14 protein-coding genes are annotated in these 13,725 nt (G+C 69.6%); 12 read left to right on the top strand and 2 right to left on the bottom strand.

The genetic code is table 11. The features are described from left to right. Window positions 1–7 precede the first annotated feature (7 nt). The 4 genes from BLR21_RS29225 (at window position 8) to BLR21_RS29210 (ending at window position 2,855) form a co-directional block, all read left to right on the top strand. Window positions 8–664: an O-methyltransferase gene (locus tag BLR21_RS29225; RefSeq protein ID WP_256335002.1), complete on the top strand. Its 657-nt coding sequence runs from the start codon at window positions 8–10 to the stop codon at window positions 662–664. Window positions 665–725: 61 nt separating this feature from the next. Then, the gene (locus BLR21_RS29220; RefSeq protein WP_090010935.1) at window positions 726–1,676 is read left to right on the top strand and encodes an LLM class F420-dependent oxidoreductase; all 951 of its coding nucleotides are present in this window, start codon (window positions 726–728) and stop codon (window positions 1,674–1,676) included. Window positions 1,677–1,678: 2 nt separating this feature from the next. Next, window positions 1,679–2,248, top strand: a complete 570-nt coding sequence (locus BLR21_RS29215; RefSeq protein ID WP_256335001.1) for a TetR/AcrR family transcriptional regulator — start codon at window positions 1,679–1,681, stop codon at window positions 2,246–2,248. An 88-nt stretch (window positions 2,249–2,336) separates the two neighbouring features. After that, a complete protein-coding gene (locus BLR21_RS29210) occupies window positions 2,337–2,855 on the top strand; it encodes an MmpS family transport accessory protein (RefSeq protein WP_090010931.1) in 519 nt (172 codons plus the stop codon). Here BLR21_RS29210 and BLR21_RS29205 read toward each other — a convergent pair. Then, window positions 2,842–3,291, bottom strand: a complete 450-nt coding sequence (locus tag BLR21_RS29205; RefSeq protein WP_090010928.1) for a peroxiredoxin — start codon at window positions 3,289–3,291, stop codon at window positions 2,842–2,844. The two genes, BLR21_RS29210 and BLR21_RS29205, sit on opposite strands and share 14 nt — an antisense overlap. Window positions 3,292–3,322: 31 nt before the next feature. On the opposite strand from BLR21_RS29205, the gene BLR21_RS29200 reads away from it, so the two are divergent. From BLR21_RS29200 to treZ, 8 genes are all read left to right on the top strand, one after another. Beyond that, on the top strand, window positions 3,323–4,237 hold the full coding sequence (locus BLR21_RS29200) for a LacI family DNA-binding transcriptional regulator (RefSeq protein WP_090011017.1): 915 nt from the start codon (window positions 3,323–3,325) through the stop codon (window positions 4,235–4,237). 10 nt (window positions 4,238–4,247) lie between these two features. After that, on the top strand, window positions 4,248–4,673 hold the full coding sequence (locus BLR21_RS29195; protein WP_090010926.1) for a RidA family protein: 426 nt from the start codon (window positions 4,248–4,250) through the stop codon (window positions 4,671–4,673). Window positions 4,674–4,778: 105 nt separating this feature from the next. After that, window positions 4,779–6,593: a 4-alpha-glucanotransferase gene (locus tag BLR21_RS29190; RefSeq protein WP_090010924.1), complete on the top strand. Its 1,815-nt coding sequence runs from the start codon at window positions 4,779–4,781 to the stop codon at window positions 6,591–6,593. A 94-nt stretch (window positions 6,594–6,687) separates the two neighbouring features. Continuing rightward, window positions 6,688–6,990 (top strand): hypothetical protein, encoded by a 303-nt coding sequence (locus BLR21_RS29185; protein ID WP_090010922.1) that lies wholly within the window; start codon window positions 6,688–6,690, stop codon window positions 6,988–6,990. 119 nt (window positions 6,991–7,109) lie between these two features. Continuing rightward, on the top strand, window positions 7,110–7,382 hold the full coding sequence (locus BLR21_RS29180) for a hypothetical protein (RefSeq protein WP_090010920.1): 273 nt from the start codon (window positions 7,110–7,112) through the stop codon (window positions 7,380–7,382). Between the two features lie 132 nt (window positions 7,383–7,514). Beyond that, window positions 7,515–9,620: a glycogen debranching protein GlgX gene (gene glgX / locus BLR21_RS29175; protein ID WP_090010919.1), complete on the top strand. Its 2,106-nt coding sequence runs from the start codon at window positions 7,515–7,517 to the stop codon at window positions 9,618–9,620. Continuing rightward, the gene (gene treY / locus BLR21_RS29170; protein WP_090010916.1) at window positions 9,620–11,698 is read left to right on the top strand and encodes a malto-oligosyltrehalose synthase; all 2,079 of its coding nucleotides are present in this window, start codon (window positions 9,620–9,622) and stop codon (window positions 11,696–11,698) included. The genes glgX and treY overlap by 1 nt, the downstream gene beginning before the upstream one ends. Beyond that, the gene (treZ, locus tag BLR21_RS29165) at window positions 11,695–13,377 is read left to right on the top strand and encodes a malto-oligosyltrehalose trehalohydrolase (protein ID WP_090010914.1); all 1,683 of its coding nucleotides are present in this window, start codon (window positions 11,695–11,697) and stop codon (window positions 13,375–13,377) included. The genes treY and treZ overlap by 4 nt, the downstream gene beginning before the upstream one ends. On the opposite strand, the gene BLR21_RS29160 is transcribed toward treZ, so the two are convergent. Further along, the gene (locus BLR21_RS29160; protein ID WP_256335000.1) at window positions 13,296–13,640 is read right to left on the bottom strand and encodes an ANTAR domain-containing protein; all 345 of its coding nucleotides are present in this window, start codon (window positions 13,638–13,640) and stop codon (window positions 13,296–13,298) included. The genes treZ and BLR21_RS29160 overlap by 82 nt on opposite strands. Window positions 13,641–13,725: the final 85 nt, after the last annotated feature.

The raw sequence follows: 13,725 nt of genomic DNA, 5'->3' as shown, positions 1-13,725 counted from the left end.
GCCGCGCGTGAACGACTTCAAGGCCGTGGTCATGACCCCGCAGATCTACCGCTACGTGCGCGAGCAGGCCGGGCGGCCCAGCGCGGTGCAGGAGAAGCTGATCGCCCGCACGCTGGAGCTCGGCGACTCGGCGGAGATGCAGATCCCGCACGAGCAGGCGGTGCTGCTGTCGCTGCTGGTCAAGATCACGGGCGCGCAGACCGTGGTCGAGGTCGGCACCTACACCGGCTACTCCACGCTGGCGTTCGCGCAGGCGCTTCCCCCGTCCGGCAAGGTCATCACCTGCGACGTCTCCGCCGAGTGGACCTCGATCGCGGAGGAGGCGTGGCAGGCGGCGGGCGTGCGCGACCGGATCGACCTGCGGCTCGGCGCGGCCGCCCAGACGCTCGCCGAGCTGCCGGAGGAACCGGTCATCGACCTGGTGTTCATCGACGCGGACAAGGTCGGGTACGTGCACTACTGGGACCTGCTGGTGCCGCGCGTGCGGCAGGGCGGCCTGCTGCTCGCCGACAACACCCTCTACTACGGCGAGGCGGCCGGCGAGCAGCCCGAGGGCAACGCCGCCGCGATCGACGCCTTCAACAGGTTCGTGCTCAGCGATCAGCGGGTCGAGTCCGTGCTGGTGCCGATCGCGGACGGGCTGACCATGGCTCGCAAGAGGTGAGGTTGTGAGCATACCGACCGGTCGGTAGGGTGACCCTGAAGTCGCTGAACTGGAGGCGTTCATGGCTCGATGGGGAATCACGCTGCCACTGCTCGGTGTGCCGGTGCTGGAACACCGCGCGCTGGTGTCCGAGCTCGCCGGGCTCGGCTACACGGACGTGTGGTCGGCCGAGACGACCGGCACCGACGCGTTCACGCCGCTCGCCCTGGCCGCGCAGTGGTCCTCGGAGCTGCGCTTCGGCACGGCGATCGCGCCCGTCTACACGCGCGGCCCCGCCACGCTGGCGATGACCGCGGCGACGCTCGCGGAGGTGACCGGCGGCCGGTTCGTGCTGGGCATCGGCTCGTCGTCACCCGCCATCGTGCAGCGCTGGAACGCGATCCCGTTCGAGGAGCCGTTCAAGCGCACCCGCGACACGCTGCGCTTCCTGAAGGCCGCGCTGGCGGGGGAGAAGGTCTCCGCCGACTACGACACGTTCTCGGTGAAGGGCTTCAAGCTGGAGCGCCGGCCCGCGGAGAAGGTGCCGATCATGCTGGCCGCGCTGCGCCCGAACATGCTGCGCCTGGCCGGTCGTGAGGCCGACGGCGCGATCACGAACTGGCTCGCCGCCTCCGACGTGGCCCAGGTGCGTTCCGAACTGGGCGACGCCGAGCTCGCGGCGCGGATCTTCGTGTGCCCGACCGAGGACGCCGACGCCGCACGGGCGCTGGGACGCATGCTGATCAGCACGTACCTGACCGTGCCGGCCTACGCCGCGTTCCACGACTGGCTCGGCCGCGGCGAGGCGTTGCGGCCGATGCACGAGGCGTGGGCGGCGGGCGACCGCAAGGCCGCGTCGAAGGCGATCCCGGACGAGGTCGTGGACGCGCTGGTCGTGCACGGGTCGCTCGGCCACTGCCGTGACCGCGTGGCCGAGTACCAGGCCAACGGCGTCGACACCCCGATCATCGCGCTGCTCCCGACCGGGGGCGACCAGGCCGAGCAGGCACGCGCGCTCGCACCCAGGGGATAACCGTGCCCAGCGCGACCGAGCAGAAGATCATCGATGCGGCCGTGCGCCTGTTCGCGTCGCAGGGCTACGACGCGACCTCGGTGCAGGAGATCGTCAAGGCCGCCGAGGTCACCAAGGGCGCGCTGTACCACTACTTCCGCTCGAAGGACGACCTGCTCTTCGAGATCTACCGGCTGCTGATCACGTCCCAGTCCGCCGACATGGACCGGATCATCGGCCTCGGCCTGTCCGCCGCCGAGACGGTGCGCGAGATCCTGGCGTCGCTCGTCACCTCGACGGCCGAACGGGTCGACGAGACGGCGGTGTTCGTCCGGGAGCTGCACCGGCTCGGCGAGGACCGGATGACGGACTTCCGCGCCGAACGCCGCCGCTACCACGAGACGTTCCTCGCGGTCGTGGAGAAGGGGCAGGCCGACGGCGAGTTCAGCTCCGTCGTGCCCGCGGACACCGTCGTGCGGATCGCGCTGGGCGTCGTGAACCAGCTGCCCATGTGGTTCCGGCCGGACGGCCAGAAGACGCCCGCCCAGCTGGCCGGGGAGATCGCGGACTTCGTGCTGGCCGGATTGAGATAACCGCACGGATCCTTTCGGTGCCGCGCCGCGTCCCAGCTCCCGAGTAACAGCGGGAGGCGCGAGATCGACTCCCTGAGCAGGGGGTCACATGTCGCATTTGCCACCGCACCAGCCACCGGAGTACGGCGTCGCACCGCCGTTGCACGACGAGGTGCGCAGGACCCGCAAGGGTCCGTGGATCTTTCTCCTGATCATCGCGCTGCTGGCCGTGGGCGGCGTGATGTACGGGCCTCGCGCGGTGGACGCGGTGCGCGACGCCGTTCAGCAGGCCGAACCAGAGCCCGGGCCGCCGCCGCCCGTGGTGCAGCCGGAACCGCCCGCCCCACCGTCGAAGCGGGTCGTGGTGTTCGAGGTGACCGGCACCGGCAAGGCGTTCAACGTCACCGCGACCGTCGGCACGTCCATCCACAACGAGACGGGCGTGACGCTGCCGTGGACGCGCACCGTCGAGGTGCCCGCCGACCCCGCGGCCGAGTCCGTGATGCTCGTGGTGGTGGCGGGCCCGGACGGCGCCGAGGTGCACGGCAGGTACACGATCGACGGCGCGACTGTCCGCGAGGGCAAGGCTTCCGGGCCCTACGGCGTCCTGACGATCACCGACTCCTGAGCGCCGCCAGCGCCTTGTCCGCGTGCGCGTTCATCGAGAACTCGCTCTTGATCACCTCGATGATCTCGCGGCCGGTACCGATGACGAACGTGTGCCGCTTGACCGGGATCGGCCCGAACCGGCGCCGCACGCCGTACTGCTCCGCGACGTCGCCGCCGGTGTCGGACAGCAGCGGGTAGTCGAAGTCGTTCAGCTCGGCGAACTGCTTCTGCTTCGCCACGTCGTCCATCGAGATCCCGACGCGCTGGGCGCCCGCCTCCTCGAACTCGGCGGCGAGGTCGCGGAAATGGCAGCTCTGCGCGGTGCACCCAGTCGTCATGGCGGCGGGGTAGAAGAACAGCACGACCGGGCCGGCCTCGAGCAGTGCCGACAGCTTGCGGTCGGTGCCGTCCTGGTCGGGCAGTGTGAAGTCGGGGGCGAGGTCGCCGGGCTTCATGGATCTCCAATACGCTCGGGCCGTGACCAGCATGTCCGACGTGGCCAAGGCCGCAGGGGTGTCCGCCGCGACCGTATCGCGTGCGCTGCGGGGCGAACCGGGCGTGTCCGAGGCGACCAGGCAGCACGTGAGCGAGATCGCGCGGCGGATGAAGTACGCGATCGCGCGTGACGCCTCCTCTTTGGCCGGTGGCCGCCGGTACGCGATCGCGGTGCTGACGTCCGAGGTCAGCCCTGTGCTGGCGGGCGCGGAGGGCGCGTTGCGGCAGGCCGGGTACGACGTGCTGCTCTACGTGCTGGGCGACGCGGACGCGCGCGCGAAGTTCTTCGGCGAACTGCCGCTGGGGCGCCGGGTGGACGGTGTGCTGCTGCTGTCGATGTCGTTGTCCCCGGTGGAGCAGGTCGCGCTGGAGTCGTTGGAGGTCCCGCACGTCACGGTCGACGACACCGACCTGCGCCACGCGCTGCGGACCGCCGTGTCCCACCTGCAGGGGCTGGGGCACCGCGACGTGGCCCTGGTGCTGGCTGATGGCGTGGACGAGTCGTACGACGAGATCCTGGTCGCCGCCGGGCTCACCGTGCGTCCCGAGTGGACGGTGTGGTGCTCGCCGACCGTCGACGGCGGCGAGCAGGTGGTCGACGTGCTGCTCGACGGCGAACGCCTGCCCACCGCGGTGATCAGCTCGAACGGTGCCGCGGCGGTGGGGATCTTCCTGCGCATGCAGCGGGACGGGCGGGCGGTGCCGGACGAGGTGTCGATCGTGTCGCTGGACGGGCAGGAGCTCACCCGCGTCGTCGGGCTGACCGCCGTCGAGGGAGCCGCGAAGACGCAGGGGGAGCGGGCCGTCGCCGACCTGTTCACGCTGATCAGGGGCGGGGAGATCGAACCGGCGGAGCACCCGGTGCGGCTGGTCGTGCGCAACTCCAGCGGCCCGTCGCCTGAGTAGGCTGGCGGCCATGCCCGCCGAGGAACGCCTGACCGAGCTTGCCGCGCTGCCGGCCACCCCCGGCTACGCCCACGCCGTGGCGGTCACCGGCAGGCTCGCGTTCGTCTCCGGTCAGGTGGCGGTCGACGCGGCCGGGTGCGTGGTCGGGGTCGACGACCTGGCGGCGCAGACGCGGCAGGCACTGAGCAATCTTCATCACGTCATCCGCAGTTTGGGCGCCGACTGGTCGGATGTCGTCAAGTTCACCTGGTTCGTGCTCGACGTGTCAGACATTCAGACCATTCGTGCCGTGCGTGACGAAATCCTGCGGCCCGCGCTGGGCCAGGTGCACAACCCGGCCAGCACGCTGGTTCAGGTCGCGGCGTTGTTCGGGCCCGACTTCCTGGTCGAGGTCGAGGCCGTCGTCGCAATTCCAGGTGAAGCATCGGATGTCTAAGTAAAAGCATCTCTGCGTGTGTGTCCCAACCGGCCTGCACCCATCGGGTGACCAGGGACCATTTGCTCTGGTAATGCGGACCGAGCTGTGACATAGCTTGTACCTGTGGAGGAGTCGGTGACGCGGCTGGCGGACGCTTGGGGCGTGGCCACTCGGTACGAAAACGCGGACCAGCAAGAGGTCTCGGTCGATCGCGACGTCGTGGTCAAGATCCTCGCCCAGTTCGGAGTCGACGCGTCCACAGAGGACTCGGTCGCCCGCGAGCTCGCCGAGGTCGAGCGGCGCAGGGCCGAGCGGAAGCTCCCGTCCACGATCGTCATCCGCGAGTACGAGACGTACGACCTGAGCGGGCCCGCGACCATCGAGCTGGAGGACGGCACCTCGTTCGCCGTCGAACGGCACGTCCCGGACTCGGTGCCGCTCGGCTGGCACCGCGTGGTGACCGAGGACCAGACCGTCACGCTCGCCGTCGCGCCCAGGACGCTGCCCGAAGTGCCCCGCACGTGGGGCTGGATGCTGCAGCTCTACGCCGCGCGGTCGAAGGAGTCGTGGGGGATGGGCGACTTCGCCGACCTCGCCACGATCGCCCGCAGGTCGTCCCTCGAACTCGACGCCGGGGTCGTGCTGGTCAACCCGGTGCAGGCGCCGAGCCCGACACACCCCGTCGAGCGCTCGCCGTACTCGCCGACCAGCCGCCGGTTCGTCAACCCGCTGTACCTGCGCGTCACCGACACGGCCGAGTTCCTGCAGGCCTGCCCGCGCACCCGGCAGCTCATCCGCGACCTCAAGCCCGCGAACCAGGACCTGATCGACTACGACGCCGTGTGGGAGGCGAAGAAGCAGGCCCTGGAGCTGCTCTTCCCCGGCGGCGAGGTCGAGATGGACGCCGAGCTGGAGAAGTTCGCGACCTACTGCGCGCTCGCCGAGATCCACGGCAAGGACTGGCGCCGGTGGCCGGCCGACCGCGCCGACCCACCCGCCGAACGGGTCGGGTTCTACGCCTGGCTGCAGCACCTCTGCACCCGCCAGCTCCAGGACGTCCGGCTCGCCGCGCACGAGGCCGGCATGGCCGTCGGCGTCATCCACGACCTGCCGGTGGGCGTCGATCCGGGTGGCGCGGACACGTTCGCCGACCCCGACGCGTTCGCCATCGACGTCACGGTGGGCGCGCCGCCCGACGCGTTCAGCGCGGACGGCCAGGGCTGGGGCCTGCCGCCGTGGCGCCCGGACAGGCTCGCCGAGACCGGCTACCGGCCGTTCCGGCAGGTGCTGCGCAGCGTCCTGCAGCACGCGGACGGCATCCGCATCGACCACGTCGCGGGTCTGTGGCGGCTGTGGTGGATCCCGCCGGGCGAACCGCCGTCACGCGGCACGTACGTCCACTACGACGCGGACGCCATGCTCGGCGTGCTCGCGCTGGAGGCGTACCGGGCGGGCGCGGTCGTGGTCGGCGAGGACCTGGGCACGGTCGAACCGATCGTCACGAAGACGTTGCAGGAGAACGGCATGCTGACCAGCGCCGTCCTCTACTTCCAGCGCGACTACTACGCCGAGGGGCACCCGCTGATCCCGCCGTCGCAGTGGAACCCGAACCAGATGGCCAGCATCTCGACGCACGACCTGCCGACCGCGGCGACGTTCTTCGCCGGACCGGACGGCCCCGACTTCGACGAGCTGATGCGCCAGGAGGGCATCAAGCCCGCCGACCGGGTCGAGGGCGCCCACGAACTGCTCGCGCAGGCACCCTGCGCGTTGGTCCTGACTTCACCTCAGGACGCTCTGCGGGAAACCCGGCAGCCGAACGTGCCGGGCACGATCGACGAGCACCCGAACTGGAGAATCCCCCTGCCGGTGGTACTGGACGAGTTCTTCCCCCGCGTCCGGGAGATCACCCGGCCGCTCCGCAACCGCGGAAGATGAAACTTTTGCGTAACGGCAGGTCATAGACCTGAGGAGTACCCTAAGGCCGTCACCGGACGGCGGAAGACGAACGTTCTTGGAGGTGGCGTACCAAATGAGCTCAGCCGTGGGCACCCGGACATCGACCGGCGTGCTTGAACTGGCCGTCGAGCAGGTCCTCGCTTCGGTGAGGCCCACCGCGCTCGGCGACCCGGTCGTCGGGGCACGGCGCGCGGAGGAATCCCTGCGTGACGCGCTGCGGGACGCCGGTCCCGTGGACGACAACATCGCCCTGCAGCACGCGCTGGCGTGTGCGCAGGCCGCGTGTGAACACCTGAAGTACGTGGAGATCCAGGAAGCCCGCACATTGCTGACCGCCGCCCGCGGCCAGTTGGTGCTGGCGCACGAAGGAGTTTGACTGCGTCCGGTAGTCGCCGGCGGGTGACGATCACACGATCGAATAAAGCCGCTCCCACTCTCGTGAGAACCTTGCCGCAGCGGGCCGGAATCGTCGGTGCCCGCTCGTAGGGTTCGAGTGTGATCGTCCACCAGGCCTACCGGTTCGCACCGAACCCGGCCCCGGTGCGGGCGTTGCCCGCGCACCGTGGTGCCGCGAGGTTCGCGCGCGCCTCGCCGCGTCAGCTCCCGCTCGCGGAGTTCCGGCGATGGCAGGAGTACAAATCGCGTCGGCGGGGTACTTGTGCGGTCGTGGCCTGGTTCCCGTCGTCCAAGACCCCCCTCGGTTCGTGGTGCGGTGAAGGCCGAGCCGACGCACCGGAAGACCCGCTGCACGCGGGCTGGTGGCCTTGAAACGTCGACCCCGCACCGGGCAAACCGGATCAGCTGACAACCCGGCCTGCCGTGCCACAGCGACGTGATGCCACGCCGTTGTTGCACGGATAGGGTCATTTCGGTAGCTAGTTTTTTGTGACGAGGAGCATTGTGCGACCCTGGCCCGGTAGGTCCTACCCGCTTGGCGCCGGCTACGACGGCGTGGGCACCAACTTCGCCCTGTTCTCCGAAGTCGCGGAGTACGTCGAGCTCTGCCTCTTCGACGAGGACGGCGCGGAGACACGCGTGAGGCTGCCGGAGGTGGACGGTTTCGTCCACCACGGCTACCTGCTGGGCGTAGGCCCCGGCCAACGCTACGGATACCGCGTGCACGGCCCGTACGACCCGGCGCGAGGCCTGCGGTGCAATCCCAACAAGCTGCTGATCGACCCGTACGCCAAGGCCATCTCCAACGGCCTGTCGTGGGACGAGGCGCTGTACGGGTACAAGTTCGGGTCGCCGGACGAGCGCAACGACGAGGATTCCGCGCCCTACGTGTCGAAGTCCGTGGTGGTGAACCCGTTCTTCGACTGGACGAACGACAGGCTGCCGAAGACGCCGTACAACGAGAGCGTCATCTACGAGACGCACGTTCGCGGTCTCACCATCGACCACCCGGAGATCCCGCCGCGCCTGCGGGGCACGTACGCGGGTCTCGCGCATCCGGTGATGATCGACCACCTCGTCAGGACCGGCATCACCGCGGTCGAGTTGATGCCGGTGCACCAGTTCATCAGCGATCACACGCTGGCGGAGCGCAGGCTCAGCAACTACTGGGGCTACAACACGATCGGGTTCTTCGCGCCGCACGACGGCTACTCGGCGTTGCCGCTCAACCAGGTGCAGGAGTTCAAGGGCATGGTCAGGGCCCTGCACCAGGCGGGCATCGAGGTCATCCTCGACGTCGTCTACAACCACACGGCGGAGGGCAACCACCTCGGGCCGACGCTGTCGATGCGCGGTATCGACAACGAGTCGTACTACCGGCTCGAGGACGACGAACCGCAGTACTACACGGACTACACGGGCACCGGCAACTCGCTGAACGTGCGCTCGCCGCACACCCTGCAGCTCATCATGGACTCGCTGCGGTACTGGGTCACCGAGATGCACGTCGACGGTTTCCGGTTCGACCTCGCGGCGACGCTGGCGCGCGAGTTCTACGACGTGGACAGGCTGGCGACGTTCTTCGAGGTCGTGCAGCAGGACCCGGTGGTGTCGCAGGTCAAGCTGATCGCCGAGCCGTGGGACGTCGGGCCCGGTGGCTACCAGGTCGGCAACTTCCCTCCACTGTGGACGGAGTGGAACGGCAAGTACCGCGACACGGTCCGCGACTTCTGGCGTGGTGAGCCCGCGACGCTCGGCGAGTTCGCGTCGCGCATCACCGGCAGCAGCGACCTCTACCAGGACGACGGCCGCCGGCCCTACGCGTCGATCAACTTCGTGACGGCGCACGACGGCTTCACGCTGAACGACCTGGTGTCGTACAACGAGAAGCACAACGAGGCCAACGGCGAGGACAACCAGGACGGCGAGAGCCACAACCGGTCCTGGAACTGCGGCGTCGAGGGGCCGACGGACGACGAGGAGATCCTCGCGCTCCGGCGGCGGCAGCGGCGCAACCTGATGGCCACGATGCTGCTGTCGCAGGGCGTGCCGATGATCGTGAACGGCGACGAGTTCGGCCGCACGCAGAACGGCAACAACAACGCCTACTGCCAGGACAACGAGGTCTCGTGGGTCGACTGGTCGCTGCTGGAGGCCAACGCCGAGCTGGCCGAGTTCACCTCGGCGCTCGCCGCGTTCCGCAAGGCGCACCCGGTGTTCCGGCGCCGCAGGTTCTTCGCCGGCCGGCCGATCCGCAAGGGTGAGGAGCTGCGCGACATCGCGTGGTTCACGCCGGCGGGCGAGGAGATGACCGAGCAGAACTGGGAGGACGACTTCGGCAGGTGCATCGTCGTCTTCCTCAACGGCGAGGGCATCCCGGACCTCGACTCGCGCGGCATGCGGGTGGTCGACGACTCGTTCCTGATGGCGTTCAACGCGCACCACGAGGACATCCAGGTCACGTTGCCCGATCCCGAGTACGGTCCTGAGTGGAGGGTCGTCGTGGACACCACGACCGGGGAGGTCGGCGGTAACGAGAAGCCGATCGTCGCGTCCGGGCGGCTGGTGCTGACCGCGCGATCGCTCGTCGTGCTGCAGCGGGTCGGCTGATGGGCACGCCGTCCTCGACCTACCGCGTCCAGTTCACCCCGTCGTTCACCTTCGCCGACGCCGCCGGCATCACGGACTACCTGGCGCGCCTGGGAGTCGGCGCGCTGTACGGGTCGCCGATGCTCGACGCGCGGGAGGGCTCGAACCACGGCTACGACGTCACCGATCCGACGCTCGCGCGCCCGGAGCTGGGCGGCGACGCCGGGCGGGTCGCGCTGCAGGACCGGCTGAAGGCGCTGGACCTCGGCCTGGTGGTCGACATCGTGCCGAACCACATGGTCGTGCCGAACCCGTGGTGGGAGGACGTGCTCGCGCACGGCCAGGCCTCGAAGTACGCGCGGTACTTCGACATCGACTGGTCATCGGGCAGGGTGCTGCTGCCCGTGCTGGCCGAGGACGCTCCCGACGAGGTCCACGAGCACTATCTCAAAGCGAACTGGCGGCGCGGGAACACCGAGCTGAACTACCGCAGGTTCTTCGACATCACCGAGCTCGCGGCGGTGCGGGTCGAGGACCCCGAGGTGTTCGAGGCGACGCACCGCGCGGTGTTGTCGTGGGGTGTCACGGGATTGCGCATCGACCACCCGGACGGGCTCGCCGACCCCGGCGGCTACTTCCGGCGGCTGCGCGAGCACTTCGACGGCTGGCTGGTCGTGGAGAAGATCCTCGGGCCGGACGAGTCGCTGCCGCAGAGCTGGCCGGTCGACGGCACCACGGGCTACGACGCGTTGCGCGAGATCTGCGGTGTGTTCATCGCGCCCACGGACGCCTACGCCGGCGATTTCCACGCGGTCGAGCACGCCTCACGGCAGCAGGTCGCGGACTCGATCCTGGTGGCGGAGGTGCGCCGGATCGCGCGCCTCGTCGACGGGGTGGAGTTCGACCAGGCGTGCCGGGCCGTCGCCGAGGTGATGGTCAACTTCCCGGTGTACCGGTCGTACCTGCCGGAAGGCCTGCGGTACTGGGAGACCGCGGTCAGGCTGAGCAGGTCGCCCGCCGTGCGCGCGTTGGACGAGCAGGTCCGCGCGGATCCGCACGGCGAGCTGGCGACCAGGATCCAGCAGACGTCCGGCATGGTCGTCGCGAAGGGCACCGAGGACACGGCGTTCTACCGGTACACGAACTTCGTGGCGCTCAACGAGGTCGGCGGCTCGCCGGACAGGTTCGGCCTGCCCGTCAGCGAGTTCCACCAGCGCGCGGCCCGGCGTGAGTCCGCGGAGCCGGCCGCGATGACGGCGCTGTCGACGCACGACACGAAGCGTTCGGAGGACGTACGGGCACGGCTCGCGGTGCTGGCGGAGATCCCGGACGCCTACCTGGCGTTCGAGACAGCCATGAGCGAGAAGCACGGCATCTCCGAACCGACGCTGAACCGCCTGGCGTGGCAGTCGGTCGTCGGCGCGTGGCCGCTCACCGAGGACCGGCTGGGCCAGTACCTGGAGAAGGCCTCGCGCGAGGCGAAGATCAGGACTTCGTGGGTCGACCGGAACGCCGAGTTCGACGCCGAGGTGGCCGCGTGGCCGGCGAAGGCGCTGAACGAGCCCGAGGTCGCCGCGTTCGCAGAACGGATCAAGGTGCCCGGCTGGTCGAACTCGCTGGGGCAGAAGCTGGTGCAGCTCACCGCACCGGGCGTGCCGGACGTGTACCAGGGCACCGAACTGTGGGACTTCTCGCTGGTCGACCCGGACAACCGCAGGCCAGTCGACTACGACGTGCGCCGGGACCTGCTGGCGCGCATCGAGTCCGGCTGGCTGCCGGAGGTCGACGACTCGGGCGCGGCCAAGCTCCTCGTGGTGCAGAAGGCTTTGCACGTGCGCAAGCGCGGCCTGCACGGCTACCGGCCGCTGCACGCCGAGGGCCCGGCCGCCGGGCACGTGCTGGCGTTCGAGCGGTCCGGGGTGATCACGGTGGCCACGCGGCTGCCCGTCGGACTGGAGCAGAAGGGCTGGCAGGACACGGTTCTGCCGCTGCCGGGGACGAAGTGGACCGACGTCCTCACCGGGCGTCCGGCGACGGAGGACCTGGCGTCGTTGCTCGACACCTATCCGGTAGCGCTGCTGGTGCAGGGGGATCAGTGAGTTTCTCCGTCTGGGCGCCGACGCCCGAGTCGGTGCACGTGCGCGTCGACGGCTTCGATCACGAGATGAAGCGCGACGGCGACTGGTGGCACTCCGCCGCCGAATCTCCGGCAGGCACGGACTACGCGTTCGTCATCGAGGGCCACGCGTACCCGGATCCGCGGTCGCTGTGGCAGCCGGGCGGGGTGCACGAGGCCTCCCGGGTCTACACCCACGAGTTCGCGTGGACCGACAGCACGTGGACCGGCCGGGCGCTGCCGGGTGGCGTGATCTACGAGCTGCACATCGGCACGTTCACGCCGGAGGGCACGTTCGACGCGGCCATCGGCAAGCTCGACCACCTGGTGGACCTCGGCATCTCGTTCGTCGAGGTCATGCCGGTCAACAGCTTCGACGGCGCCGAGGGCTGGGGTTACGACGGCGTGCTGTGGGGCGCGGTCCACCAGCCCTACGGCGGGCCGGACGGGTTCAAGCGGTTCGTGGACGCGTGCCACGCGCGTGGTCTGGCCGTGCTGCTCGACGTCGTCTACAACCACCTCGGGCCGTCCGGCGCGTACCTCGACAAGTTCGGGCCGTACTTCGCCGGGCGCAACGACTGGGGCCCCGGGCTGAACCTGGACGGGCCGGGCTCCGACGAGGTGCGCCGGTACGTCATCGACAACGCGCTGCAGTGGTTGCGGGACTTCCACGTCGACGGCCTGCGGCTCGACGCCGTGCACGCGCTGGCGGACCAGCGGGCGACCCACGTCCTCGAGGAGATGGCCGCCGAGGTGGACGCCCTGTCGGCCTCCGTCGGCCGTCCGCTCACGTTGATCGCCGAGTCCGACCTGAACGACGCCAGGCTCGTGACATCGCGCGAAGCCGGTGGTTACGGCCTGCAGGCGCAGTGGTCGGACGACCTGCACCACTGCCTGCACGTCGCGCTGACCGGCGAGACCTTCGGCTACTACGAGGACTTCGCGGCGCCGGGAGCGTTGCAGAACACGCTGGAGAAAGTGTTCTTCCACGCCGGCACCTGGTCCTCGTTCCGGGAGAAGCACCACGGCAAGCCGGTCGACACCGCGCTGATCCCCGGCTACCGGTTCCTCGCGTACACGCAGAACCACGACCAGGTCGGCAACCGCGCCACCGGCGACCGGTTGCCCGCGAGCGTGTCGACGGGGAAGTTGTTGTGTGCCGCTGCAATCGTGCTGACCTCGCCGTACACGCCCATGATCTTCATGGGGGAGGAGTGGGCGGCGTCCACTCCGTGGCAGTTCTTCGCGTCGTTCCCGGACCCGCAGCTCGCGGAGGCCGTCCGGACCGGCCGGCGGCGTGAGTTCTCGCGGCACGGCTGGGGCGAGTCCGACGTGCCCGACCCGATGTCGCCCCAGACCGTCGAGAACTCGCGTCTGCGCTGGGACGAGGCAGGGGAAGGCGACCACGCCAAGGTCCTGGAGACCTACAAAGCCCTGATCGCGTTGCGGCGCTCCCGCCCGGAGCTGGCCGACCCGCGACTGGACCGGTTCGTCGTGACGCAGAACGGGGAGTGCTTCGTGTTGCACCGCGGAGCGATCCGCGTGGTGGTGAACCTCGGCACGACCCCCGTTCCGCTGCCTCACGGAGAAGTGCTGCTCGCCTCCTCGGCGAACCCTTCGTCGCTCCCGCCGGACTCGTTCGCCGTCGTCGCGTCGGCGTGATCCCACAGCATCTGGTCGGCCAGGTCGACAGGCCGGCCCAGGTAGGCCTGCACGAACGCCATGACCAGCCGGTCCGCGGCGACGTGCAGCTTGATGTTGTGGTGCTGGGAGATGTGCACCAGCAGCTGGAAAGCCTGCTGGGGTGTGCAGGGTTTGCGTGCGGCGATCAGGCCTGTGGCCTGCCCGATGACAGTCCGGGACACCAGAGCTTTGCGCAGCCCCGCCACCTCGGCCTCGAGGGCGGTGATTCTCGCGGACGACACCGCCGGCTCCTTTCGCGTCGTCATGTCACAGCGGCATGCCGGTGTGACGACGGTGCTCTGGAGCTGCATTGCGAAGGGCGGGCAC

The organism is Lentzea albidocapillata subsp. violacea (assembly GCF_900100275.1).
GTDB classification, from domain to species: Bacteria; Actinomycetota; Actinomycetes; order Mycobacteriales; family Pseudonocardiaceae; genus Lentzea; species Lentzea violacea.
The sequence above is the reverse complement of the archived record's forward strand: the minus strand, read 5'-3'. Positions and strand labels throughout refer to the sequence as shown.

Coding starts and splice junctions, on each gene's coding strand:
- BLR21_RS29220 (WP_090010935.1), top strand. CDS start 726: ATGGCTCGATGGGGAATCACGCTGCCACTGCTCGGTGTGCCGGTGCTG.
- BLR21_RS29210 (WP_090010931.1), top strand. CDS start 2,337: ATGTCGCATTTGCCACCGCACCAGCCACCGGAGTACGGCGTCGCACCG.
- BLR21_RS29205 (WP_090010928.1), bottom strand. CDS start 3,291: ATGAAGCCCGGCGACCTCGCCCCCGACTTCACACTGCCCGACCAGGAC.
- BLR21_RS29200 (WP_090011017.1), top strand. CDS start 3,323: ATGTCCGACGTGGCCAAGGCCGCAGGGGTGTCCGCCGCGACCGTATCG.
- BLR21_RS29195 (WP_090010926.1), top strand. CDS start 4,248: ATGCCCGCCGAGGAACGCCTGACCGAGCTTGCCGCGCTGCCGGCCACC.
- BLR21_RS29185 (WP_090010922.1), top strand. CDS start 6,688: ATGAGCTCAGCCGTGGGCACCCGGACATCGACCGGCGTGCTTGAACTG.
- treY (WP_090010916.1), top strand. CDS start 9,620: ATGGGCACGCCGTCCTCGACCTACCGCGTCCAGTTCACCCCGTCGTTC.